The organism is Thiolinea disciformis DSM 14473 (genome assembly GCF_000371925.1).
GTDB classification, from domain to species: domain Bacteria; phylum Pseudomonadota; class Gammaproteobacteria; order Thiotrichales; family Thiotrichaceae; genus Thiolinea; species Thiolinea disciformis.
Map to the genome: position 1 here is coordinate 1 of NZ_AQVE01000025.1, position 24,449 is coordinate 24,449.

Sequence of the window (24,449 nt, forward strand, 5' to 3'; positions counted from 1 at the left end):
GGCTGTCCCAATTACAATCGCTCGCTTGCAGTTCTACGCAGATCAGCGATTTAACACCCGTAGCCGGGCTGTCCCAATTACAATCGCTCGATTGCCGTGGTAACAAGATCAGCGATTTAAGCTCAATACCCATCTTACCAAGCCTGATAGAATTAAATATTAGCAAGCTAAAAGTCGATGATCTCTTGTTTTTTGGCGAGGCTAATTTTCCTTATTTATCAAAAATAACTTGCCTACAAAGTACGATAAAAAACGCCGACACACTACCAACTCTACTAGAAGAACGTGAAAGAGAGCTCTACTTAGCAGGTAGCCACATTAATCATATACCTAGTGTGCTATTAGGGCGTGAGCATGAGAACTGTTATGAAAATTTAGTTCGTTATTATCAAGCGCTAGAGCAAGGTTTTGAGTGGCGGCGGCAATTAAAAATTCAGCTCATTGGTAATGGTCGTGTTGGCAAAACGAGCTTGGCCTATGCCTTAAAACATCACCAGCCAGCACCGGCGCAGATGGAATCCACGCATGGCATCCTCATTGAGGCATGGCCACACATTCAACAAGACACTGGTGATGAAATTACTTGGCAAGTCTGGGATTTTGGTGGCCAAGAAATCTATCATGCCACTCATCGCTTATTTTTAAGTGACGATTGCGTCTATTTACTCGTCTGGGCTGAAGACACCGAGGAACAACCGGAGGAAATCAATCACCCCGTCAGTTATTGGTTAGAGGCCATTCACGATATAGCGCCGAATAGCCCAGTGATTCTAGTAAAAAATCAAATTGATCGTGCTGATAAGTTGCCAGCCGCACCTTCAGACTTAACCCTGCAAATGCTAGGAGCTGATCAAATTCGCCAAGCTGTAAAAGTTTCTGCTTTGCAATATAAAAATATCAATAGCCTTAAAGGCACGATTCAAGACGTCATTGAGGAACTAAAAGGTCGAGTTTATTTACAATTGCCCAAGACTTGGTTGGCTGTTGAAGCAGCCATTAACACGCTTAAGCAAACAGAGAAAACACTCAGCTTTGAACAGTTTGAGCAGCTTTGCCAAGCTCAGCAGATTGATTATGCTGAATGGTTTGTAGATTACCTACACAAAACAGGCATTCTTTTTTATCAAAAAGGCGCTTTCCAAAATCAAATTATCCTCGATCAGAACTGGATTATCGAAGCAGTCTACAAAGTATTCGACCGCAAAGCCGCCTATCGAAATATTTTAATTAAACACAATGGCAAATTATTAGGCGCAGAAACAAGTTTAATCTGGCCAGAAGCGACTGAACAAGAACGTGAAATTTATTTAGGTTTCATGCGTGATTGTCACATTTGCTATGAAGTAAACAAAAAATGGGACACGCCCTTTGTAGAGCGGGAATATATTATTCCTGCTTTCCTACCCCAACAATGCCTCCATCAAGTCACTTGGGGAGCAATGCAAGACAAGGATTGGCACTATGTGGTTCATTACCCTTTCCTGCATCGGAGCATTATTGAACGCTTGATTGTGCGTTTAGGTGAGACCTATAAAGATCAATCGAGTCCTTGGTATCAAGGCATTTATTGCCATACCGAATGGGGACAAGTTTTATTAGTCTGTCACTTGCAAGATAAAACGCTATCCAATCAAGGTTGCTTACAGTTTAGTTTACGCGGTGCATCACTCGAGCACCTATTACATGCCTTGTGTAAACTCGTCAAAGAAGTTAGCCCGCATAATCGTTATAGCGAGTCTTTGCAAAAGGGACTTCATGACCAACCCACCCCCTTACCGGAATTTCAGGAAGAAGAAACCATGAGTTCTCGCCTCGATGCAGCCCCAGCGAAGCAAGCGATTCAAGTATTTATCTCTTATTCTAAAGAAGATAAAGAACACCGCGTGGAACTGGAAAAACGCCTAAAACTCATTAGCCGCCAATTCAAGGTTAAGGCATGGACGGATGCGCAATTAATGGCTGGAGGCTTGGTGCATGAAGATATTAAAAAAGAACTGGTTAACGCGGATGTTGTGTTGTTGCTGATCAGCCGTAATTTTTTATTAACCGACTATTGTTATGAGGTAGAGCTACCTATAGCGCTAGAGCGCTATCATGCTAAGAAAAATGTTGTAATACCCATTATTGTTGGTTCGACCCCTGATTGGACCGAGCAGACTATTGATGGATTTAAGCTAGGCAATATCACAGCACTACCGACCAAAGGAGTGCCTTTGAGCAAATGGGGCAAGGGCAAGCAAGAAGAGTTTTGGGATGAAGTACAAATAGGCATTAAAAAACTTATTATGCACTTGCTGGAAAGCTGAGCTAGTCCATTAGCCAAAAACCAGATGAGTCCAACCGCAAAAGGAATTAAACGTGAGTGAAACAGAAAAACCATTGAGTATTGATGCAGGTAGGTTAAAACACCTAGAGATGCTACAACAAGTCATTGCGCGCATGGCCAATAACTCTTTTCTAGTCAAAGGCTGGAGTATTACCCTCATTTCAGCCCTACTGGCTTTTGCGACCAAAGACAAAATGGCCGCAATGGCTTGGATTGCCTTTTTACCTTTAATAGCCTTTTGGTTATTGGATGCCTTTTTTCTGCATCAAGAGCGTTTGTTTAGAGCGCTTTATACTAAAAACTGCCAACCGCCCCTTGATATACTTAGCGACCTCAGTTTTGATACCCGCTCAGTACACGATCAAGCTGCTTCATGGTTTAAGACTATTTTTTCAAAATCATTGCTGATTTTTCATGGCTTATTAGCCTTTATGATTGTAGCCATCATCGTGTTTGTGCACTAAATCAGCAAATATTAAAACGAACTAGCCCCCAATTGAGGTGCAATCCTGCTCTTAAATACTTGGCGCATTAACTGAGCAGCTTCACGCATTTCTGACATCAAATCTTGATACTCGCTTTCAGTCAAGCGAATGACTTTCGGTAAGGATGCGCTTTTTGACTTGCTCGGCTGGCTTAAAGTTGACGAGCATACGCGCTTCGCTTTGGGTGAGCGCTGCGTAGTTGTAACCATTAATTGTTTGGAAGGCTTCTTCAAGCTCGCCATGTTTATGTCTCAATTGCTCAAGCAGAGTTAAATCCAGTTTTAACCTAGCACTATATTGCTTTCCGGTCAACGCAACAGCACCCAACACTGAAGCATTTTGCTGTTGAAGGTGTGAGGCTAATGCGGCAAAGGTTCCGCCTTGGGTTAGAGTATCATCCAGTAGAACATAAGATTGCCCTTTAAGCACCGTACCCGAAAACTCAGGAATAACAAAAACTCTGTCTAACCCGCTTAAGGTAGTGCGTGAAACTTTAGTAAGTTGGCCTATTCCTAGTTCCACTTTTAAGCCCAATTGGTTTTCAAGATATAGCGCGATAGCTAAAGGAATTTTGTTTCGACCTTGTGCTTCCTGTGCTAACACTGGTAAGAGAGTAGCTTTTTGATCAAGGTAAGGTTTAAAGATATTTAAATCAACAGTGCTTAGTAAATCATCTACTACTAACAAGGCAGCATCAAAGTCACCTGCCTTCGCAGCCGGGTAATGTGGGTGTTCATTTAGAGTGCCTAAGCTGTGAAAAATTAGAGCATCCGCTAGGTTTACTGGATGATTGCCACGCTTAGCCATTTAACGCCGTACCCCCTTGAGATTCATGGGTAGGAATCCAACGGCCATAGGTCTTTCTAATCATCCCCCAATCTTTATGCCCCATTTGATCAGCAACCCACATGGGTTCTTCACCTCTAGAAAGTAGCATAGAAGCAAAGGTGTGGCGTGTTTGGTAAGGCTCACGATATTTAACCTCTGATCTTTTTAAAGCTGGTGTCCAAATAGTTTTACGCAATATCTGATCACCTTTCCAAGGTTGGTTTTTACGTGAGTCGTGAAACACTATTTCGTTCAATGACCCTGTATAAGTAAATTGATTAAGTAGTGCTTGTTTAGCTTCAGGCTGAAGCGTAATCGTTCGATACCCTGACTTAGTTTTAGCCCCTTTTAGAACACCATTAACTTTGGCCTGACGTACATAGAAACGATTATTTTCGAAGTCGATGTCTTGCCAAGCTAACGCTATTAGTTCAGAGGTTCTTAAACCTGACCAAAATGCAAATTGAAAAAAGTTTCTTTCCTGCCCCTCTAGCTGACTTAGGATTTTTTCAATTTCCGTTCTAGTGAATGGCTCAGGCTCTCTTGGTGAAACAGGTAGGTTTCTGATGCGTTCTAGTGGATTTTTCTCAATAAAGCTATCGAGATAAAGCTCTTCATAGAGCTGGCGTAAAGGGATAAGAATATTGTTTTTACGCTTATTAGACAGTCTCTTAAGGCCAGCTAGCCATTCCTTCACTTGAATAGCAGTTAAATCAGAAATAGCTAATAAACCAAACTGCGGTATCAGATGATAGAAAATAGCACTTTTATAGCCTTGTATAGTGCTTTTCTCATACCTAGATTCATTACGCTTGAACCAATCCTTCAAACCTTCCGCGATTGTATAAAAATCAGCACGGCTTTTTAGTAGCATTTTCCCTTTTTTGCTATTAGGAAAATGTTTCGAATAGTCAAAAATACCCATACTAATTTCAAATAAAATAGTTTGGAGCTTTTGTTCAAGTAGCTTCCAACCGCTTTTAGTCGATGGCTGAGGGTGAGTTTCACGGCAACGTTTACCGAGATAGGTAAAGGTCATAACAACACTATTACCTCTTATGGTTAAGCCTTTCCGTTTACTAACCATTGATTCACAGCCTTCACAATCAGCATGTTTCGCCCATTCGTGCCTTTAAACCAGTGCACTCCAGTAACCAAGCTACCTTTTTTAATATATTGGCGAATAGCTTCTTCACTAAGACCGCTCATTTGGGCAAATTTTTTGATTGTTACAAATTGGTTTATATCAATACCTGCCTCTTTCACGATTTAGCCACCTCAAACGATTCTGCAAGGTGCATAACCTCCTCTTCATTCGCTAAACCACCTTTGTTTGGGACTTTTTTACGACCCATAATGACAGCCCAAAAGCTTCCTAACTTTTGCGCGATGGCGTAGCCAATACTTTTTCTTTTGCCTAAAGCAGTAATTTCAGGGCATAAATCCTGAAACTTAATACCCAAAATTTTTTCATAACTGCGATAGGTTGCTGGTGTATGGCATATTTTAAGAATGCGCCAGCCAAAATGCTGCCCCATGATTAAAGACCCTAAAGCACTTTCCAAAGTAGTGGATTGCCCCTTAAAGTCATTAATGTGTTGCAAGATGCGTTGCTCAACCTCTTTATCGAGCATTAGAAGCGAAGTCTGTTGTGTTTCCATAATCAGTAGTGTCTATGAAAGTTGCTAGTGACTTTCATAATATACATACAAACATGCCTTTGTCACATTACGATTCGATTAACATTACTAATTGAGCTGCAAATTCCGTTTTAGTGAACTGTTGAATCGCATCTTGAAACTTCACTACCACCTCAATTTGATCGTTCAAGGTAAGCACACCACAAATATGACCAATACTAGATAGGTTCGGCTTTTGCTCAGGGGCTTCTATATTTTTTCGTAGTACAACATGCTGATAAATTAACTTAACCGCTTCTTCCAGCGTAAATTCATTCATGCTCATTCTCGCTTTATGGTTTGGCATGTTACTCAGTAAGAACCATTAAAAATGGTGTTAGATGAGGATGTGCTTTTTACCTCGTATAGTTATTGATACAAGTCCAAGAAGACGCCTTCGGCGCTGCTGCCACCGCTCACGCTCGACAATTCCTCCCCTGCGCAAGCTCGGGTCGGAATTGTCCAGAGTGATGCGGTGGCCTCTTGCGTAAGCGTCCAAAAATGCTTTCTTGCATCATAAATAGCGCTAGGGCTTTCTAAGCCGACTACAGGTCGAGCGGCTTGATCGCCATAACGGTTATGTGTCAGAAAGATAACTTCCCCGGTCTCAGCCTGTAATTGGCGTGGAAAATCGTAATAAGGTTTAATGAGATGCTCCCGCCTAGGGATTTCAATGCCTCCCATCGCTAACATGAAGGCCGCCCAGTCATTAGCAGTTGCAGCTTGACGGGCAGGCTCTAAAATCTCATCCTCTTGTGCATCAAGGCGGCGTAGTTGACGCCAGACACTAACACTGGGTCCGCCTATTTGTTGGAATTGGCGAATGCCCCACGTAGTTACCCAAGCATTAATACGTTCAGCCGTTTGGGTAGGTGCTGGTTGATCAGGCTCTGACTTAAGGCCATAACCGTCAATGTTTTTCGCAATGTATTTAGCGATATAACCCGCTGCGCTTCCTTTGCTAGGGTCAATGGAAACAGCTTTAAAGCGATGCACTTGTGCGCCTGGTTCGTCAGGGTTATCTAATAGCGCATAGTGTTTTAAAGTGGCTTTAACTTTGTCTTGATGTTCAGGTGGCATAAATAACAGCAAATGCCAATGTGGTGTTCCATCATGATGCGGTTCGACCACGCGAAAACCATAAGGCCGGATACCTTGGCGGTGTAACTCAGAGCGCATTAATGCCCATAGGTGGGTTAGATATTCCTGAGCTTCTCGAACAGTCGTGCCATCATAATTCGGGTTCATCTGCCCATGATGTAAGCAAGCGTGCATTCTTGAGGGTGTGGTGAGGGTATAAAACTCACCCACATGACCTAAGAGATTTGCCACCACCTCAAAGCCCTTAATCCTCACCATCAGTTCAGCACGGCGAATGGCTGGATTGGATACCGAACGATCTACTAATTCTTGTAAGGCGTAGCTTTGTCCATTTTCATTGGTGATAAAGGTCGAGGATAAATAGAGGCGGTTTTGATCGTGCTGTTGACGCTTAAGATGAACCACATGATCACTGACATAGCTTTGGCGGCAACGGCTTACTGCTTCAATGCTGCGTGCTATATCGCCTATGGTACGCAAGCGTAAGACTTTGAGTTGACGAAACCACCATTTCTCGCAACCTAAGCGGTTTAAAGCAGGTTCATAGGCATCATTTTTAACAGATGGTGCTGCTATACCATAACGTCCGATCCATTGTGAAGCCGTTTGATAAGCCTCCTTTTCACTTTGAGCACTTTTTTTCATGCCACGACAACGCCCCGCATATTGGCGAGCTTTTTGTTTTAATGCTTCGCTATCAGCACATAAATTCAAATCGTGCAGGCAAAGACGCTGATGAATGGTATTGAGTTCGTGGTGAGCTTGGTCGTAATCATAGCGTTCTAACGTTTTAGCAAAGCGAAAGGCTAAATCCGAAGCAAGCGGGGAAAGATCGGAAAGCAGCTCATCATAGGAACGCTTTTTAGAGGATGTGGCAAATTTGTGGCGTAATGGAGACCGATCAAGACCTATCGGGACTAATTGCCGAACCTGAGCGTGTTCGTTAAGTCGTTGATTACTATAGGTCTTAGTGGGTCTAGATAGGTCTAGGGTAGGTGTAAAATTGGCGGAGAGCGAGGGATTCGATAAGCGCTTGCAAACTATTGTTTATAAATGAAAAAAGCATTAGCACTATTCACAACTACAAACAATAATACAAACTTTTATCATTTTGCCTGTCTTTTACACAACTTTTACACGACCTGCTTGCAATTTAGCACCCGCACCAGAAAAGCCTATGTTGTATGCCTGTTCGACTCCTTAACTACCACACACAAGCGATTGAAGCAATTGCGGTAATTTCACTCAAATGAGCGTTATCAATTAGCTCAACTTATAGAAATAAGCAAATTAGTGCCCTACTAGCCTCAAAATAGAGCTTTTCAAATTTATTTCTTGGTGTGGGGAAGAAAAAAAAACCAGTATACCGTGGGAAAACGGTAATAAAGGTAATAAAGGTAATATGAAAATAAGAATTTATTTAAAATCAATAAGATACTAACGGTAAGAAATATTACCTTTTAGGGTAATGTACTTTAAGGCCATTTTATTAATTTTCTTTAAAATCAACATCTTATAAAATTCCATAAGCATTTGCTTTATTACCTTTCATTACGGTAATGACATTACCCTAATATTACCTTTTTCATTACCCTGTAAGTATTTGATTTATAATATAAAAAAGACCATATTACCTTTATTACCGTTTTCCCACACTATAGGTAATAATTTTATTTTTGCAAATATCAATGACTTACAAGCGTTTTTTTACCGTTATTTGGTTATATATTGATCATAAAAAAGCCGGATCATTGTCCGGCTTTTAGTGAATCATCATAAGTTTTACTAATTTTCGCACTATTAACTACTTAAGCCGCCATTGCTTGCCCTGGTCCAGCAGTGTTGGCAAACACAAAGCATTTAACAGTTTTGCCCTTGATTTTGGAAAAGGTTGCGCAATTAGCATCGATAAACTTGTAGCGCCTGCTTTGCTTGAGTTCACGTCTTAGCTGTGTCAGATCAAGAGGTTTGAGTTTGTTTTCGGCAAGTATTTGCACAAAATCCAACAAGCTAATGGCTATTCGTGTCTGATCACTGGAATGATTCACACGGTGGCCTGACTCATCTTCCAAGAAGTGGTACATATCCCAAAACTCAGCCACTAGAGGAGTATCGGCTTCTAAACACTGGTGGCGCTCAACACAACACTGGGTTAGGTAGTTATCCAATGACACTAAATCTGAGGCGAGTAAACCGCCCAAAATACCTGTTTCCTGCAAAGCGTGTGCCATGGCCATAATCTGCGCATGGTTGTGTCTAATACGCTGATTTGTTAAATCCACACGGCTTTCTAAACGCTCAAATATCGCTTGATAATGCGCCTTATAGACGGTTAACAAGCCCTTTTCTTGAGTAATACAAGCGGTCATGAAGCCATTGATTTGCTCCATATCCAAACGCTGTAAACGTTGTGCGGCATGATAGCCTTGGCTGCTGAAATGTGACTTATCCCAATACACTTGAATAATACGCTCCATCGTGGCAGGTTCAGCGTCAACGGGCGTATTTTGGGCAATCACAAATGCACCTCTAAAAGGTGGCTCATGGGTTTCAATCCCAGTATTTTTGGGCGATGTGCCGCGCATCCCTCGCCCGTTATATAAGGGCTTGGCTTCATTCAAATCAAAGGTACGTCGCTGATGTCCGCTTTCATTCTTACTAGGATCACCTTCAATGGTCACTAAAGGCATGTTGGCAAGCTGTGCGAAAGATCGCCATCTATTGGAATGGGTCGCTTTGGCCAAATCTAAGCCTTCATATCCCTCTCGTCCGGTGAGCTTCCATAAAAAAGTGAGTACACTGGTCTTACCTGTTCCGGGCTGACCGCATAACTCCAAAAATGGGTAAGAATCTTGCTCTTTGCGTATCTGCTGAACCAAGAAAGAACCTGCCCAATAAGCAAGAATAGCCAGACCTTTTGCACCATACGCCGTTTTATAATCGTCTAACCATAAGTCAGGTCGGTGTGCCTCCAGTGGATCACCAATAACCACAGTGTCTTGGCGAAAAGTGGTTTTCACTTGGCGGCCATCTGGCAAATCAAAAAAGTCATCTTCATTGACCCGATATAGCCGCCCATCAAATACTGCGTGCTTGGGGAAAAGCCAGCCATTTAATTCAGTGCTATAGCCTAAAAAGTTGATGGTTTGCACCTCAGATAAAGGTTCTCCTGGTGGAAACCAATAAGTATTTTGATACTGCTCAAGCTGCTTGGTATTGCCGGTGAACATCAGCCCTGCCCCCACATCCATTAAGCGGTCTTTGAATTTGGGTGCAGCCGCTAAAGCTGAGGAGGTAAAAACATCCTTATAAATTTGCGGCCTCTGATGCTCCCCAGCGGGGCGAGTGACACGCAAATAATACGAACTTTCACCACTCAACGCATCTTTCTGGAAATACAGAAACTCTGGCTTGCAGTTGGCAATATTTTCCAATTGAATCGGGTTATCTTCATCCTTATCGCTGTACTTAGCGGCGTAAAGCTGGTTATCAAACTCAAAAGTGAATCGGTGTTTATTCGTATAATCAACAATTTCCAGCGCCTTGCGGGTGGGTGAAATGGCTGTGAGTAAACGCCCTGTATGAAACCATTTTTTAAGCTTATCGCGTGAAATCACACCGCCACATGCTTTTAAGAGGTCATTCCAATCGCATTTTTCCCGATCCGGTGCAAGGCAGGCTTCCGCTTGCTCATTCAAAGCGCGTAATTTGCGCACTAATGCTTTAGTGTAGCGCTGGCCTGCCTGATCATTATCCAAAGCAACTACCCAATGAATACCTTTGCCCAAATAAGCTTGAATCGCTTTTTCTGGCCAGTTGTTGGAGGACATTAATGAAACTGCACTAAAACCAGATTGAATTAAAGACAGCGCGTCTAAGATACCTTCGACTAAAAAGACCTGTTGACCACTTTTAGGCTCAAAGTGTTTAGGTTGCCACCACAAGCCCTTATAACTTCCGTTAAAATGTGCTTTTTTCGGTTTGTCGGGCATTTCAATCACTTGAATAAAGCGTTCCCAATACACGCTTTTTTCGGCATTTAGAAAGAAACGAACTGTTTCTGTGCCCTTGGGTTCACGTACTGCTTCCCGCTCATAACGTTGACCTTGGACAAACTCGGCAGCAAACAAAGCAGCGTCCAAACCACGGCTGTGTAGATAGGCTTTGGCCGTGGCGTGTGGGTCATTCTTGGTGGGTGGGTACAACGCATGCAGGGGTTTCCACAACTCAGGATATAATTCGCGGGTCTTACTCCCCCAATTACACTTAGACTCACGCCCACACTTTAAATGATGTGGCTCTGTAGCACTGATAAAAAGCTCCTTCTTACCACATGAAGGACACTTACCCTCACGTAAATAGTCGCCACGACGTTTTAGCCCATAATCGGCTTGTAAGCGCTTAATGACTTGCTCAAGCTGCATGACTCACCCCTGTTTCATGTCTGCGGTTATCGGGAAATTGCTAACAGAGAGGTGAAAACACACCGCATTTGTTATAAGCTTGCTTTGTTGGTTTTTTGATTGGAAGCCTTGAATGTGTCCAGCATTCAGGGCTTTATTATTTCTGTGAGTCATGCTTACCCTCCTCTTGAGTAGCGTGAATGAGTTCGGCCAGCTCTGCCACATCCCAACGTGGACTGTTTTTGCCAAAGTGATAACTGGGGGTCGGAAGTTTGCCCTCCCGTTGTAAACGATAAGTGGTAGAACGGCTAATGCGGTAACGCTGACAAATATCCTCACGTGTTAACCATTCCACCGGCTTCGATAATTGCTCTTTACGCTTTTTTAATTGGCGCTTGGCATCATCCCAATTCAAAAACGTTTCTTTTAATACTTTCATATAAAACCCTCTGTTTAATAAAAGAGGCAAGGCTAATGACCCTACCCCATTAATCACTATTTAATTAACCGCCTTTCTCCTTTGATCATATTAGGGTTTACATCAATAATGATATTCGGGTGAATAATCTGAATCTCCACCAATTGAGAATGCAGACGATTAATATTCACTTGGCAACCGTCTTTCTTAGCCTGCTCGCGAATCGCTAATACTTGTGCAGGTGTTAAATTCTCGCGAATAACCTCGATATGCTGATTCATGATGGTTTACCCTGCCCTGCTAAAATATAGCGCGGCTTACCATTGCTATAATCTGGATTATCGTCGAGTACACCTAAGTTATAAGCACGGTCTAACCAATCATCAGCCATCGCTGCAATTAATTTAATGCCCTTCGCTAATTTACGCTCACTGATAAATTGTTTAGTGGGCTGCATGGTTGGACTCGCTAAACCTGACCTCACCTGAGTTAGCCACTCTTGAAACGCACCTTCTTGAACACTCTGCGGGGCGGTCGCAATATCGCCCCCTGCTGACCCTGCGTTCGGTAGGTGTGCTAACCCGACGTAACCCGACGCGTTCGGTTCTGAACCGGTTTTGACGTTCGGTAGGGCGGGTAGCTCAGAGTGGGTACTACGTTCGGTGAGGGCACTCGGTAGGGTAGTACGGGTCGGCTGGTGGGACTGCCAACCGAACCCCACCGAGCTAACACTCGGCACAAGGGCAGTCGGGGCTGGTATCGTCACCGCTAGTGCTTTTTGATTTACGTAAGTTAATACGGAGGGTGAAGGCGACATTTCCACTTGGAGTGGTTTTTGATGCGCTTCGCTAATATTCCAATCCAAGGTTTTATTCATGAATTGGATTAATGCAGGGAGTGGGGTAGGGCGAATGAATAATTCTTCGAAAAATCCCACACCAATAATCGCACCTTCCAAAGCGAGAGAGACAATTAAACCTACCACACTAGCGGCTAAACTAAACCCTAATAAATTGGGATTTATTTCCGGTGCTTGCTCTCTTAATAATTGAGCCTGTAGGCGCTTTTCATTCGCTGCAATGCCTGACGCATTGGCATTTGCCAAGGTCGCAGATTCCGAGTAATAGGTATTCAAACGATTTTCTTTGCGTGCATCTATTTCGGCTTGACGGGCTTGCCATTCGGCTTGCTTAATTCGATCATTCGAAGCAGATAATTCTAATTGGGTAGCTAAATGTACCGATTGGTTTTTATTCAGCATCGCGTGAAAACTAGAATCCGCCGCCATCAAGGAATAACCAAACAAAGGGATGGCTAACACCAAGGCCATGCGATAAATGAAGGTGAAACGGTGTCGCCATGCGGCAATAATCAAACGTACTAAAAACGCCTCTGCCAAAGTCACACCACCCATCACCACCGCCGCAAACAGGGCTACTCCTTCATGAAAGGCCGAAAACACGTTATAGGTGAAAAAGCAATTAAATCCGGCACTAGCGAGCAATAAAGGCCACTTGATCAAGGGCAACAGACTTGCACCCGCTGACTCGCCACGAGCAACACGTTTAGCATCTAGGTACAGCACTACTGCTGCAATCAGGATCACGATAATAGCTACGATGATTAGGCTATTCATGTGACCACCTCCGATGTTGCTTTAGCTTTCAAAATCGCCGTTGTGCGGTCTAACTCGTTCAGCGAATAGAAGCCTGCGTGGTAGTAACGCTGTCCCGTAGCGACGCTTACTCCATCCCACACGCCTAGCGAATCGCGATAAATCACCGGATCATTGAACACATCAAGATCATAATCACGGTGCACAGTAGCTAGCACGTTTTCCATGTCATTCGTGACCGACTTGCCGCCTTGATCCAGATCAATAATGCAGATGACACCCTGCACCACATCCACGCTAAACGCGGAACCACCGAATAATTCCGGCCCAGTATCACGTTGGTTTTTCTGTTTCATCCGACAAATAGCACCCATACCCAACATCACAGATACCGGGTCAGTGAGGTTTTTGCCACAGCAGATACACTTAGGGTATTTGATTCGGCTCATACTGCACCGCCTTTGCCGAATATATGGAGCACCTTTTGCTTGAGTTTGGCGACTTTGGCTTGAAGATACAGCGACAGCATGAGGGCTAATAAATAGCATTTTTGGCGTGTATTTAAAGGTTTCATGCTCTCACCCCTTGCGCCTGCACATAGTGATCATGCAAATCAGCAGCGAGCTTTTTCGCGCTTTGGCTTTGCTCCCATGCTTTATTGGCGGCGAACTGAAGGGCTTGTCTGACATGATCCACTTCAATAATAGCGTGGTGTGCCAAGGTATCGGCTGCTAATTGCAACAGGCTATTAATGAGTTCCAGCTCACTGTGAAGGGTACCTGCGTTACGGTGGTACTCTGCGTTAGGGGTATTCATGCTTGCACCCCCTGTCCGTTGCGACTCTTTGGATTCACAGGCTTCAACACGTATCGATTAATCCACTTGACCCAAGCCGTCGCCCGTAGTGCATTGGCTTGGCTCGGTTCAGCCGCATGAACACGTTGTTCGATCGCAAGTTGTGCTAACTGCACCGATTGCTTGAAACTGTTGGGAGAGGTTGCAGTCATTGTGCACCTCCTACGCTTTCCAAACGGCTCACATAGTCGCGTACCGTTTCGCGGTGAATACCCAGTAAACGGCTCATTTCGGACAGATTGCCGCCGGTTTCAGCGATAAAGGCGGGCAGGATCATTGCATGAAATTGTTTCAACAAGCGTGCGTAAGCGTTCCCGCGTCCCTTGTGCTTTAGGTCAGTTTTGGCTTGGTGAATGGTTTGGTGAAGGGCATCGTCGGATAAGATACAAAGGGTCGGGTGATAGCCCTGTGCCACTGGTGCAGGCGCACCAAAGGCGGATGAATGCCGTGTTTGCATGGCGTTGTTCTCGTAAGTTTGTTTGAAGTGGTGACTGCTATAAAGCAGTCGGGAGCCTTCAAGCGTCCTTACGGAAACGCTGCAAGTATTGCCGCATGACGGTTTTTTATTCCTTGCTACTCCCGACAATTCGTTAGAATCGCCAAAGGTAGCGGGCAAAAAAATACCGCTCATGGTTGGCGGTTGCGTAGTCGTTACATTGCCGCCGTAAGTTTGCTTGAAGTTGTGCTGAATGGTGAGATTCGGCACGTTTTCCAGCATAGCGGGTGCTGGTTTATCCGTCAAGGCGGTTTTGTCGGTTTTTCCGCAATTGCTGCTCTGGCGCAAGTGCATTAGCATTAAGTCTCTGAAAGTAGACATATCCACATCCTTGAAGCCCACCTTAGCCAGTGGGCTTTTTTATGCCAACACATTCAAAAAAGCGCGGTTGCTGGCAAACACACCCGCGCAGTCAAACTCCTTAGAAAAATCCTTGACGCGGCGAATAACGATCCTCTCCGGTGGCTTCACGACGGGCTGGGAAGATCGATTGAACTGGAATTTTGTCCAATGCCGCCACAATCGTGTTGAACTGTTGAGCCGACTCACGATGCAGTTGTAAGGCCTCTTGATGCTGAGCATCGATGCGCTCTTGCAAGCGGCGCACCTCTTGCTGTAAAGACAGCACGCGAATATCCACAGACTGCCCACCACCCTGCTGAAAAGCGGAGGTGGCTGCCCCAATCGTTTCGGGTTGATTATCCAACCAGACATCGACGGTCAGGCCATGCTCTTGTGCCACGGTGCGCTTGGGTTTACCTGCGGCGTAGAGAATGGGCATCACGGTACCAATACTGTTTTCCAAGGTCTGCTGGTCATCATCCTTGGCACGCTGGGTAATACAGACACAACTATGACCTGCCTGCTGGCATTGCTCAGCAATCGCCTTAAAGGTAGCGGGGTCGGCTGTCCATGTACCGTCAAAATCAAAAGCTATTAACATGATTGCATTATCCTATTGAGAAAGAGTTTGAGGATGTGCGGAGGTAGGTTTCAAGGTATGGGCTTGCTCGTAAGCCAATACATCCGCACGTTTATAACGCCGTAACACCCGCCCCTTGGGGGTGACGACCGCTAAATAAGGAATCGGCCAATCCGCCACATAACGCTGGCAGGACAGGCCAAAGTAATGAGCCACCTCCATGGTGCTCATCCATTCAGTGTTGCGGGGCATGATCCACCTCCACGGTAGCGCGTAAGGTCGTGATGATGCGTTTCCAGCGGGCTTTAGGGTGTAAGGCATAAGCACGCTCATACCACGCTAAGGCTTGGTCGGGCTGCTCAGGCTGAATCACCTGCGCACAGACACTTAACCACTTAGCCCGTACCGGATCAGCCATATCGAAGGGTTCAAGCCATGTGTGCAATTGCAGCAGTGCATCCGTCCAACACGCCGGATCCGATTCGGCGAGCACGTGCTCTGCCCATTCTTCAGCAATGATTTCCGGCAAATTACGGGTAAAGCCTTTGGGGGAATTAAGGCGGTATTGCAGCGCATGACGACACAGCGCCAGACTTAATGCCCACTCACCCACATCCAATGCCCAAATCAACCATGTCACAAGGATTTCATCGTGATGACCGGAAGGTTCATTTAAGGCGGCTTGTAAATAATCGCGATAGAGTGGCACTAACTCGCGTTTGACTTGCAAGCGCTGCTCACGACTGCGTATTTGGGCTAGACGGGCTTTGTCTACTTCGAGCTTAGCCAAATAACTCCTATAGTAGTTACCTTCCGGCACGCTTGTTTCACCCGCACCGTAGCGCAGCGCGGTTTGAATCGTTTCGACCCGCTGACGATGACGGGCTGCTAGGGAGGAACACGGGCGCATCCGCTTACGCCCACTCACCAGCAGAAGTCTTTAATTGAATGGCACCGGCACGCATACCACCCACTTTGCCGTAATCTTCCACCACATAGGCATCATTACTACTCAGAAACTCTTCAACCCGATCCCGTTTTGGATTATCAATAATGGCACGGCGCGTGCTGCCCTCTTGAGAGTACAGGCTCAGATTATCGTAAGAGGTCACTAATAAGCCGCGTGTAGGGAAAAACGGCACGGTAATGGTCGGTAAACCTGCCACCGCCTCACGCGCAAACCATGTTTCTAAGGCCAGACGTTCAGTCGCGGGGCGGTTTTCGTTATACAGGGTCAGGCCGTGATTCACCCACAGTTCACGCCCTAAAATCAGTACTAAGTCGCCCGATTCTTGATGCCATGGGTCAATCAAGTTACTGACAATATCGAATACCAGTGCGTCAAGGGTCTGATAGTGCCCGCCTTCGCCAAGGCGGAAGGTATCGGTGGATGCCTCACCATCCGAGCTATAGCCCATTAAGTGCGCTGGCGCATAGCGGCGAATCTTCTCAAGCCAGCCGATATTCACATCTTGCAATAACGGATACGTGGCACGATCCGTTTCTTTAGCCGCCTCGACTCCATTCCAGCCGATCATCAGGCGATCCAATGCGATACGTTTGATGAAGGCATTGGTGTAACGAGTACGAAATTCACCTTCCGCTAGATGTGACCAGCTATCCATGACAGCATAGCTAATGAAGGTATCAAAATTGGTTTGCACACAAGCATAATCATCGGCATCTAGCACCCCGACATAGCTAGGTTCACGTTCTTTGGTATTGGTATCGGTACGGCTGGCCACTGGTGAGCCTACCCCCAAGCCTAGTTTTTGCCCCTGTTGGGCACTCACTGACACTAGATTGATATGTTTCAGGAAAGCCGAGCTTTCTTGAGTACGTTCCACCAAGCGCTGGACTAATTCAGGGGCAATCGCGAATTTCTTTTCAGGATTATCGACGTGGTTGTATTGGCGTACTGCGGCCAACACCTTGTTAAATTGGAGACGAGTTTGAGGACGCATAATTATTTCTCAGCAAAATTCTAATGAGGATGGATGACGTGGAGTCGTTGGCGTATCGACCGCCGACCATTCCACCGGACTTGAAAACCAATGATTGGCACGCGTGGGCTGGGTAGAGAATTTCAATACTTCAGTGCCAAGACTGGCAGGTGAATCAGTGACGCCTAAACCGACTAAATAAGCCTCACCACTACGGGCGAAATCGGGATCAAGTTCAATGGATAGATGGGTTTTCTGACCACGACGTACTAAGCTGATCAGTTCTGGCAAGGGTGCTACTTGAACAAACAGTGCCATTTTTCCAGCTAATGCACCGTTGGCTAAGCGTTCTGCCTTAGCACGCACTACATCACCGAGGGCATTAAATAAACTGTCACCGGTTACCCCGCGAATATGCTCTAACCAGATGCGTGCACTATAACGGCTACGATCATAGTTATACCCCATCTGTTCGAGCTGCTGGCCTGTGAGGTTGCGCCCATCAATGGTCGAGCCTTCAACGGCGGCACACAGCCAATCACTAACTAATTCCATACTGTAAATTCCTTGCTTCATCGTTTGGATGACACCCACGATGACAGAAGCCTCAAGGTTTACCTATGGCGGTCAGTTTGTTTGACGCTGAAACAAACTAGCGCTCACTTATCCGGTGAAGTACTAAGAAGTGCAGCTATGGAGCGGGCAACTAGCAGCAAGTACCGGCTAAAGGCACTAGGGATAGCCAAAATCGCGCTCCCCACCCCCTCGCGAGCTTTTTAAAATGCACCTTTTTTGTGCACAGTCACTAAAGCCCCCCCACCTGATGGGACAAGGGCTTCAGGGGCATTCGGGCAACCATAAGATTGTGCAAATTTGTGCACTGTTGTGCAGTGGTGGCAAAAATATGGATTCAGAGCACATTCAGGCATAACAAACAGACATGAAAAAGCCGGAGCATGGCCGGCTTTTTTAATGAGTGAAACCTATCAAGGTTGGACTTAAAACGGCCTATCAATGCAGTACGTTGTAGGCAATTGTATTTTTTAGCCTCAGTAGAATTGAGGCAATACCATGAAAAAAACCAACACAATCATAAAGTTGATTAAAGCTACTATTACCCATGCAGCAACTTTATGGGCAATCAAACAATTGATACGAGCCGTGATTTATCAGGTAGTGGAGTGGATAACCAAATAGCTCAATATGGGTGGTAAAAATTAAAAAAAACCGGACATGCGCCGGTTTCCGAGGTTTTGCTCGAAATCACGCCATCCCTCATAAATAAAACTATCCTCACAAACTAGGCACAGCATTACTTAACGCATGACGCACAAAGTCATTTAAACTGATTCCCATTTCTTTGGCCTTGAGTGCGGCAGCTAAATGGAGATCATGCCCAATGCGCACATTAAAGCTACCTTTGCACGGGGTTTCTGGCTCATAGCCTTTGGCCGCACAGGTGGCTAGATAATCGTCGACCGCCTCCTCAAAGGCGACTTTTAGGGTACTAACCGTTTCACCTTCATAAGTCACTAAGGCAGAAATGAATTCTAATTTGCCAAATAACACCCCATCCTCAATAGAAGCATCAATACTACCTAAATAGCCTTTATATTCGAGCATTTTCATAGCATACCGCCATTCTGTAGCTTTTCTCTGACTTGCCTAATCACATAAGCCTTTACTTCATTACTGGGATGCGGCTTATGCAGGTTTATTAAGTCGGTCGCATTGCCGTTATCAAATTTTACCCGTGAACCATCACCGGCTTCTTGGGTATAGCCTAGTTTTTTGAGTAGTGAACAAAGCTCTTTCCATGTCCACGTCGTATCAGGATTCGCCATTTTTTCAAGCAGCTTTTCTAATTTAGTCATACACAATCGAATCTCTGATCCTCATAGGATGGTGCAACTAATTATAGTTGCATTTTTGCTTTATTCAATGCTTGCTGCCACTTGGTTTTTGCAACCACTGCCCTGCCAAATCAACTTGATGCGGTGTAATAGTATCCATCGCCTCGCAACCATCTAAGTTGTACCGTGCACCACCCGCTTGCAGCGCTGCTAAATAGCGTCCATGCCGTGTGTGCATTCTTAAAACCTTTTGCACCACCTTTTTAGATGCACCAGCAAAATGTTCCGCATTCACCAACTGATAAATGGCTTTATCTATCCCAATCGCTAAAGGTTGAAAGTTTGCCCAAACGGGAAAAGCATTCAACCGCTCATTCAGTGCCTGTGCCTTGAGATCACTGGGCGGTGTAGTAGGTTTCTTGGTGGGTTTACGAGCTGGTTTCTTCTTGGCTGTACTGGGTTTGTGTGGTTTAGCGGCCTGCTGTGGCTCACGCTTAATAATGCGCTTCCCTTTTAAGCTACTGGCCGTGACTGAAGCACCAACCGCTACACCAGGTCGCTTGAGGGTAAGGGTTTTCTTTGGGGTATCCGCCATCGTTTCGTACTCACAAGATTTGAGATTTCCCGCCGCATCACGACGGCGGTGTATTCATTACCAGTATAACAGACCAAAACCTAAGCTTTGGCTTTGAAGGGAATCACTTGGCCACCAGTTTTCAAAGCATCCAAATAATCAGCCCACGCTTGCAGCATTTCCCGTCTTTCGTCGAGATACTGTGCTCTATTGTAGGCATCTCTCACGCGGTTTTTTTCCTTATGCGCCAATTGGCGCTCAATAGCGTCAGGATTCCACCGACTCATTTCATTTAACATTGTAGAAGCCATGCTTCTAAATCCGTGTGCTGTCATTTGCCCTTTAAAGCCCATGCGGTGCAATGCCTTGGATACCGTTTCTTTACTCATAGACCGATGATTACCCATTCGTCCAGCCGCTGGAAAAATATGAGGCTGATGCCCTGTTAAGGGTTTTAACTCCTCGAAAATATCTATGGCTTGGCGTGGTAAAGGAATGACATGCTTATGCTGATTAGCTTGCTTAATTTTCGTATCTGCTTTCATGCGCCTAACTTCGATAGTCCATAAACCAGACGCTAAATCTATCTCAGACCACAAACCACCAATTAACTCCGAAGGCCGCAACATCACCAAGGCAGATAATTTCAAAGCACATTGAGTGACAAATGAACCCGAATAATGATCAATAGCACGCATCAGCCGCCCTACTTCATGCGGCTCGGTGATAGCCGGAAAATGTACCAACTCGCCATTTCGTGAAAATAAGCCTTTTAAGCTAGCGGTTGGCTCGTGTTCTGCTAACTCATTGGCGATTGCATAGCGAAAAACTTGTCCTATCGACTGTAAAACGCGCATGTGTGCATCATGTTCTACGCGACGTTGGATCCGCTCAATAATCGGCGTGATTTCCATAGGACGAATCTCATGAATAGGCCGCTTCCCTAGGTAAGGAAAAACATCCCGTTTTAAGTAACTAATAGTACGTTTGCGGTGTGACTCAGATTTTGTAGATAAATGTTTAATAAACCATTCACGTGCTACGTTCTCAAAACTATTAGCCACTTGATCCGCTTGGCTTTTCTTGGCTTGTTTCTTAAAAGCACAAGGGTCAATGCCTCTAGCTAACAAAGCTCTAGCCTCTTCATGGCGCTCTCTGGCCAATTTCAAAGTAATTTCTGGATAACGACCAATAGACAGCGTCTTCATAACCCCCTGAAAACGGAAGTTATAGCGCCAATATTTACCCACTCGATTGACATGAAGATAGAGACCGCCGCCATCAGAATAATTGGCTGGGGAGTTGTCCGGCTTAGGAGTAGCGGCCTTTTTGATGAAGGAATCTGTTAACTCTCGTTTCATAATGTTTGTATCTGCATCCTGTATATGACGAACTACAAACAGTAATACAAACATTTTTCTGGGATACCTTGGCACACGGTGGAACACCCTGAAACAAAAAAGCCCTTACAAGTGGCTACTTATAAGGGCTTTTGGTACTTCATGGCACACCATGAAACAGTATTTTGGCGGAGAGCGAGGGATTCGAACCCCCGGAAGGTTGCCCTTCAACGGTTTTCAAGACCGCCGCTTTCGACCGCTCAGCCAGCTCTCCGAAGGTTGCGAATTTTAAGCAAAGCCTAGAAAAATTGCCACCCTTTTTTTACACTCACAGAAAAATTTTCTGCTTGCCCCGATAAATGGCTAGGGACGTAGCTTCCAGCCCCAAGGCAAGTCTGGTTGCTCATAGTTTTCGAGCACACGATCAGGATAATTGGTAAATACACCATCTACACCCATCGCGGCCATACGTTCTAAATCTGCTAGTTCATTGACCGTATAAACAAACACGCGCACCCCCCGCGCATGAGCATCCATCACGAACCGTTCATCAATGAACTCTAGCGATGGATTAACACTCACTGCTCCCAAGCTACTGCCAATTTTTGCATCATCCACCGGTAAGCCATACAGCAATACACTGACAGGAATACGGGCATCTAAGGCTTTTACTGCCTGAAGAGTGCGATGATTAAAGGAAGAAATCGTAAACTGCTCCAACTTCCATGGTGAGTCAGCTTGATTGACCAAGCTTTGTAAAAGCTTTACCACCGCTGGTGCTGTATCAGCACCTTTTAATTCAATATTTAAGCAAGCACGCCCTGCTATCGCATTGCATACTTCTAATAAAGTAGGAATACGTTCACCCTGACCCGCGTCCAGACTACGCAAATAGGCCAAATCATGATCCCATAAACGCCCTGAGCCATTAGTGGTACGATCCAATGTTTCGTCATGAATCACGATCAATTCATCATCGACTTGGAATACATCAATCTCAATCGCAGGCGCTCCCATTTGTAGGGCTTTGCGGATTGACAATAAGGTATTCTCAGGGGCATGTCCCATGGCGCCACGATGGCCAATGCAGAGTAAAGTGGGTCGCATTTAGTGAACTAACTCCAGTGAACAGCAGCCGGATACAACTTTTTGATTGCGAATCACGGCAGTAATTGAATAAGGATAATTTTTATCAGACATACCATCACTACACGCTTCCACTTTTTGCATGAAAGCTGTCGTAGACATATTGTTACGTGTTCCGGCCACCACTGCAATCGATGTATTGTTAGCCGAGCGCTGACGGAAACTGACGGGGGCAGTATATTTTCCGCCCTCTAATACATCGACTGTCATGCGCTTCTCGCTAATACGCATCGACCAAAACGGCTCAGTGCCAGCACATTTGAGAATCGCATCTTTAGTCGGCTTTCGAGGGCTAGGTGCAGTCGTACCAGCTACGACCAAATACCGCCGATTCACCCAACCCTGTATGCCACGCCATTGCACCTGTACCCAGGTTGACTGACCGACTTGGGTTTGCTTTCCCGTCCCGACCACTCCTGTACTTTGCTTAGGAATCGTTGTCACCACCCGACTGCTAGTACCAGGCGAGACACGTACATTTAAACGACTTTCTTCCCCCAAATTCACCACACTATAAGTCTTTTTAGCGGTATTGTTAATGCTGGCGCCACGCGCTACAGGACTCACACGAGTGCTGCTAGTACTCACCTCCCGTACACTTGCCGGTGCAGCGATAGTCGCTTGATTGATTAAAATAAGTGCAGCGATACACGCCCAAGTTTGAAGTTTCATAACTACCCCGAATGTTGTTTAACTTAGTCAAACCGAGTGTAGTCAACTTTTGGTGGCGCACTGGCCTAGATCAGCAAGATGCTCAAAAATTAATCTATTAAAAATCAGACGATTAAACCTAACACATCGAAATTAGATGAACTTTTTTGACAAATAAATCGACAAGTTTCACAGTTAAATTCAGCAGATTGGGGATAGTATGGGCTTCAACTTCATCGAGCGTTTAGTCATTGTTTTGACTCACTCTTGGAAAGCGCAAATGGCTGCGCTAATTACATTAGCCGCAACATTAGGATCATTTTTGGTTGTGCAACATGCCACTTTTACCTTGGCACAATCGACCTTAGCTAGTGAAGTAGCATTAACCGCACATGCTTTTCACGCCGAATGGCTAGCCGCCGGTTTAGTCTTATTTGGCATGTTATTAAGCCTAGGCGAATTATTCCAGCACGAATGGCGTAGGATTTATGACCAGTTCTAATACCGGTTTCAGCACTTGCAAAGGCACTGCTCACAGTGCCTTTTTTTAGACTAAAGCCGTAAATCGAACACGAAAATACCCGCCAAGCCACCTTCACTCGCCGCCACTAAACGTGCTCCCGCTTTTTTATGATCGGCATTGGCTTGGTAACTAGCCAATGCCGCTTCATCCGCGAAATCAATAATAAAGCCACCGTTATAACCCTTATCCATACCAAGCTCATCCGTGCTATTAGCACCCGCCACAAAACCTAACCAACCTTGAATTTGCCCTTCTACTGCCCTCAGGTCAGCATAAATCGCTTCACGCTCAGCTAACGAAACATCCTCACGAAACTGCATAAACACACAATGTTTAATCATAATCTTAGCCGCTAAGCCTCTTTGGTAAATCAACTGCCAGTTATACGAAAAATTTCAACCTTAATCACGACAAGATTTGTTTAGGCTAAAAAATCATGCTTAAGCTGACCAGAAAGATCTTCCATAAATTCACCATCAAGGCTTGTTAAGCAAGGATTTTTATATGATCAATCAGGCATCCATACCGCAAGGGGATTGGCAGTTAAAAGCGCTCTGCGATCTCCCTACCCAAGCTCATGAATTAAAAGACTTTACCCTTTCATTAAGCAATGAGGGGAGCTTATCGGGACGAGATGGAGTCAATAATTTTTCGGGCACCGTTGATCTTGACCCGTATCAACATAGCTTAGATTTACAAATTGGTGCTGGCACGCTGATGGCTTATCCGAATGAACGTGCAAGTCGGCTAGCACAGCATTATACCCGTCTGTTAAACGATGCCGAAGGGTATGAATTAGGCGGCAATATCTTACGTCTACTCGATGCTAGCGGCAAACCCGTCGCAACATTTGAGAAAATGTCTAATGAACTGGTCGATGGCTCACAATGGCAATTGCTAGGCTATAACAATGGCAAAGGGGGAGTTGTGAGTGATGAATATGCGCCACGTATTACAGCCATGTTTAAACCGGATGGCACTATTGCAGGAACAACCGGTGAGCATGGCTATCGTGCTCACTTTCAGACAAATGATTCGGGTGATCTCGAAGTGCTTAGTACTCAACTCTCACCCGATACAGTCGGGGACGATAATCCCATTGAAGAGCAATTTTTAAATGCGCTGGCGGCTTCACAGCGTTATGAACGCGTCGGCGATCGCTTGACCTTATGGGATAATAATGGCGCACGCACCTTAGACTTCCGTAAAATCGGTTAAGTCTCTTAAATACTAAGCCAGCTTAGCTAGGTACTTTTACCTAGCTAGCAAATCGCCCCTTACTCATGAAGTG

The 24,449-nt window shown here is 45.2% G+C and carries 31 protein-coding genes and 1 tRNA gene; 4 read left to right on the top strand and 28 right to left on the bottom strand.

Going from position 1 to position 24,449, the window contains the following annotated elements; genetic code table 11:
* Both A3IE_RS0115805 and A3IE_RS0115810 read left to right on the top strand, forming a co-directional pair.
* A partial coding sequence (locus A3IE_RS0115805) for a COR domain-containing protein (RefSeq protein ID WP_020396599.1) occupies nt 1-2,306 on the top strand: 2,306 nt, incomplete at its 5' end.
* 52 nt (nt 2,307-2,358) lie between these two features.
* Complete coding sequence (locus A3IE_RS0115810; protein WP_020396600.1) at nt 2,359-2,790, top strand: hypothetical protein; 432 nt, start codon at nt 2,359-2,361, stop codon at nt 2,788-2,790.
* A gap of 117 nt (nt 2,791-2,907) precedes the next feature.
* On the opposite strand, the gene A3IE_RS20995 is transcribed toward A3IE_RS0115810, so the two are convergent.
* From A3IE_RS20995 to A3IE_RS22245, 27 genes are all read right to left on the bottom strand, one after another.
* A complete protein-coding gene (locus A3IE_RS20995) occupies nt 2,908-3,618 on the bottom strand; it encodes a phosphoribosyltransferase (RefSeq protein ID WP_020396601.1) in 711 nt (236 codons plus the stop codon).
* Nucleotides 3,611-4,678, bottom strand: coding sequence for a tyrosine-type recombinase/integrase (locus tag A3IE_RS0115820; protein ID WP_020396602.1), 1,068 nt, complete (start codon nt 4,676-4,678; stop codon nt 3,611-3,613). The genes A3IE_RS20995 and A3IE_RS0115820 overlap by 8 nt, the downstream gene beginning before the upstream one ends.
* Nucleotides 4,679-4,701: 23 nt before the next feature.
* Entirely contained in the window at nt 4,702-4,905 is a 204-nt protein-coding gene (locus A3IE_RS0115825; RefSeq protein WP_020396603.1) for a MerR family transcriptional regulator, read from the bottom strand.
* Entirely contained in the window at nt 4,902-5,300 is a 399-nt protein-coding gene (locus tag A3IE_RS0115830; RefSeq protein ID WP_110721548.1) for a hypothetical protein, read from the bottom strand. The genes A3IE_RS0115825 and A3IE_RS0115830 overlap by 4 nt, the downstream gene beginning before the upstream one ends.
* 67 nt (nt 5,301-5,367) lie before the next feature.
* Nucleotides 5,368-5,598 carry a hypothetical protein gene (locus A3IE_RS0115835; protein ID WP_020396605.1) on the bottom strand — a complete coding sequence of 77 codons (231 nt, stop codon included), beginning with the start codon at nt 5,596-5,598 and terminating at the stop codon, nt 5,368-5,370.
* 89 nt (nt 5,599-5,687) lie between these two features.
* Entirely contained in the window at nt 5,688-7,064 is a 1,377-nt protein-coding gene (locus A3IE_RS21000) for a replication endonuclease (protein WP_211206843.1), read from the bottom strand.
* Nucleotides 7,065-8,227: 1,163 nt separating this feature from the next.
* Complete coding sequence (locus A3IE_RS0115850) at nt 8,228-10,843, bottom strand: toprim domain-containing protein (protein WP_020396608.1); 2,616 nt, start codon at nt 10,841-10,843, stop codon at nt 8,228-8,230.
* Nucleotides 10,844-10,979: 136 nt separating this feature from the next.
* The gene (locus tag A3IE_RS0115860) at nt 10,980-11,261 is read right to left on the bottom strand and encodes a helix-turn-helix transcriptional regulator (protein ID WP_157832892.1); all 282 of its coding nucleotides are present in this window, start codon (nt 11,259-11,261) and stop codon (nt 10,980-10,982) included.
* Nucleotides 11,262-11,317: 56 nt separating this feature from the next.
* Entirely contained in the window at nt 11,318-11,521 is a 204-nt protein-coding gene (locus A3IE_RS0115865; RefSeq protein ID WP_020396611.1) for a hypothetical protein, read from the bottom strand.
* The gene (locus A3IE_RS0115870; RefSeq protein ID WP_020396612.1) at nt 11,518-12,876 is read right to left on the bottom strand and encodes a hypothetical protein; all 1,359 of its coding nucleotides are present in this window, start codon (nt 12,874-12,876) and stop codon (nt 11,518-11,520) included. The genes A3IE_RS0115865 and A3IE_RS0115870 overlap by 4 nt, the downstream gene beginning before the upstream one ends.
* Nucleotides 12,873-13,304: a DUF6011 domain-containing protein gene (locus A3IE_RS21005; RefSeq protein WP_020396613.1), complete on the bottom strand. Its 432-nt coding sequence runs from the start codon at nt 13,302-13,304 to the stop codon at nt 12,873-12,875. Before A3IE_RS21005 ends, A3IE_RS0115870 begins: the two co-directional genes overlap by 4 nt.
* Nucleotides 13,301-13,429: a hypothetical protein gene (locus A3IE_RS23285; protein ID WP_020396614.1), complete on the bottom strand. Its 129-nt coding sequence runs from the start codon at nt 13,427-13,429 to the stop codon at nt 13,301-13,303. The genes A3IE_RS21005 and A3IE_RS23285 overlap by 4 nt, the downstream gene beginning before the upstream one ends.
* The gene (locus A3IE_RS0115885) at nt 13,426-13,671 is read right to left on the bottom strand and encodes a hypothetical protein (RefSeq protein ID WP_020396615.1); all 246 of its coding nucleotides are present in this window, start codon (nt 13,669-13,671) and stop codon (nt 13,426-13,428) included. Before A3IE_RS0115885 ends, A3IE_RS23285 begins: the two co-directional genes overlap by 4 nt.
* A complete protein-coding gene (locus tag A3IE_RS0115890; protein WP_020396616.1) occupies nt 13,668-13,862 on the bottom strand; it encodes a hypothetical protein in 195 nt (64 codons plus the stop codon). The genes A3IE_RS0115885 and A3IE_RS0115890 overlap by 4 nt, the downstream gene beginning before the upstream one ends.
* The gene (locus A3IE_RS0115895) at nt 13,859-14,527 is read right to left on the bottom strand and encodes a helix-turn-helix domain-containing protein (RefSeq protein WP_110721553.1); all 669 of its coding nucleotides are present in this window, start codon (nt 14,525-14,527) and stop codon (nt 13,859-13,861) included. Before A3IE_RS0115895 ends, A3IE_RS0115890 begins: the two co-directional genes overlap by 4 nt.
* Nucleotides 14,528-14,627: 100 nt before the next feature.
* Nucleotides 14,628-15,149, bottom strand: a complete 522-nt coding sequence (locus A3IE_RS0115900) for a hypothetical protein (protein WP_020396618.1) — start codon at nt 15,147-15,149, stop codon at nt 14,628-14,630.
* A gap of 12 nt (nt 15,150-15,161) precedes the next feature.
* Nucleotides 15,162-15,380, bottom strand: coding sequence for a hypothetical protein (locus tag A3IE_RS0115905; RefSeq protein WP_020396619.1), 219 nt, complete (start codon nt 15,378-15,380; stop codon nt 15,162-15,164).
* Entirely contained in the window at nt 15,364-16,038 is a 675-nt protein-coding gene (gene gpM, locus A3IE_RS21010) for a phage terminase small subunit (protein ID WP_020396620.1), read from the bottom strand. Before gpM ends, A3IE_RS0115905 begins: the two co-directional genes overlap by 17 nt.
* A gap of 4 nt (nt 16,039-16,042) precedes the next feature.
* Nucleotides 16,043-17,092, bottom strand: coding sequence for a phage major capsid protein, P2 family (locus A3IE_RS0115915; RefSeq protein WP_020396621.1), 1,050 nt, complete (start codon nt 17,090-17,092; stop codon nt 16,043-16,045).
* A 9-nt stretch (nt 17,093-17,101) separates the two neighbouring features.
* The gene (locus A3IE_RS21015; RefSeq protein WP_020396622.1) at nt 17,102-17,626 is read right to left on the bottom strand and encodes a GPO family capsid scaffolding protein; all 525 of its coding nucleotides are present in this window, start codon (nt 17,624-17,626) and stop codon (nt 17,102-17,104) included.
* Between the two features lie 738 nt (nt 17,627-18,364).
* Nucleotides 18,365-18,700 carry a type II toxin-antitoxin system HicB family antitoxin gene (locus A3IE_RS0115930; RefSeq protein ID WP_020396624.1) on the bottom strand — a complete coding sequence of 112 codons (336 nt, stop codon included), beginning with the start codon at nt 18,698-18,700 and terminating at the stop codon, nt 18,365-18,367.
* The gene (locus A3IE_RS0115935; RefSeq protein ID WP_020396625.1) at nt 18,697-18,945 is read right to left on the bottom strand and encodes a type II toxin-antitoxin system HicA family toxin; all 249 of its coding nucleotides are present in this window, start codon (nt 18,943-18,945) and stop codon (nt 18,697-18,699) included. Before A3IE_RS0115935 ends, A3IE_RS0115930 begins: the two co-directional genes overlap by 4 nt.
* Before the next feature lie 64 nt (nt 18,946-19,009).
* The gene (locus A3IE_RS0115940; RefSeq protein ID WP_020396626.1) at nt 19,010-19,519 is read right to left on the bottom strand and encodes a ProQ/FINO family protein; all 510 of its coding nucleotides are present in this window, start codon (nt 19,517-19,519) and stop codon (nt 19,010-19,012) included.
* Between the two features lie 80 nt (nt 19,520-19,599).
* Nucleotides 19,600-20,913, bottom strand: a complete 1,314-nt coding sequence (locus A3IE_RS0115945) for a tyrosine-type recombinase/integrase (RefSeq protein WP_211206844.1) — start codon at nt 20,911-20,913, stop codon at nt 19,600-19,602.
* A gap of 111 nt (nt 20,914-21,024) precedes the next feature.
* Nucleotides 21,025-21,112: transfer RNA gene (locus A3IE_RS0115950), tRNA-Ser, on the bottom strand.
* Between the two features lie 89 nt (nt 21,113-21,201).
* Nucleotides 21,202-21,945, bottom strand: coding sequence for a glycerophosphodiester phosphodiesterase (locus A3IE_RS0115955; protein ID WP_020396628.1), 744 nt, complete (start codon nt 21,943-21,945; stop codon nt 21,202-21,204).
* Nucleotides 21,946-22,656 (bottom strand): COG3650 family protein, encoded by a 711-nt coding sequence (locus tag A3IE_RS22245; protein WP_020396629.1) that lies wholly within the window; start codon nt 22,654-22,656, stop codon nt 21,946-21,948.
* A 199-nt stretch (nt 22,657-22,855) separates the two neighbouring features.
* Between A3IE_RS22245 and A3IE_RS0115965 the strand changes: the two genes are divergently transcribed.
* Nucleotides 22,856-23,137, top strand: a complete 282-nt coding sequence (locus A3IE_RS0115965) for a hypothetical protein (RefSeq protein WP_020396630.1) — start codon at nt 22,856-22,858, stop codon at nt 23,135-23,137.
* Between the two features lie 50 nt (nt 23,138-23,187).
* On the opposite strand, the gene A3IE_RS0115970 is transcribed toward A3IE_RS0115965, so the two are convergent.
* Complete coding sequence (locus A3IE_RS0115970; protein ID WP_020396631.1) at nt 23,188-23,499, bottom strand: Dabb family protein; 312 nt, start codon at nt 23,497-23,499, stop codon at nt 23,188-23,190.
* Nucleotides 23,500-23,662: 163 nt separating this feature from the next.
* Here A3IE_RS0115970 and A3IE_RS0115975 point away from each other — a divergent pair, with 163 nt between their 5' ends.
* On the top strand, nt 23,663-24,376 hold the full coding sequence (locus tag A3IE_RS0115975; protein ID WP_020396632.1) for an META domain-containing protein: 714 nt from the start codon (nt 23,663-23,665) through the stop codon (nt 24,374-24,376).
* Nucleotides 24,377-24,449 lie beyond the last annotated feature (73 nt).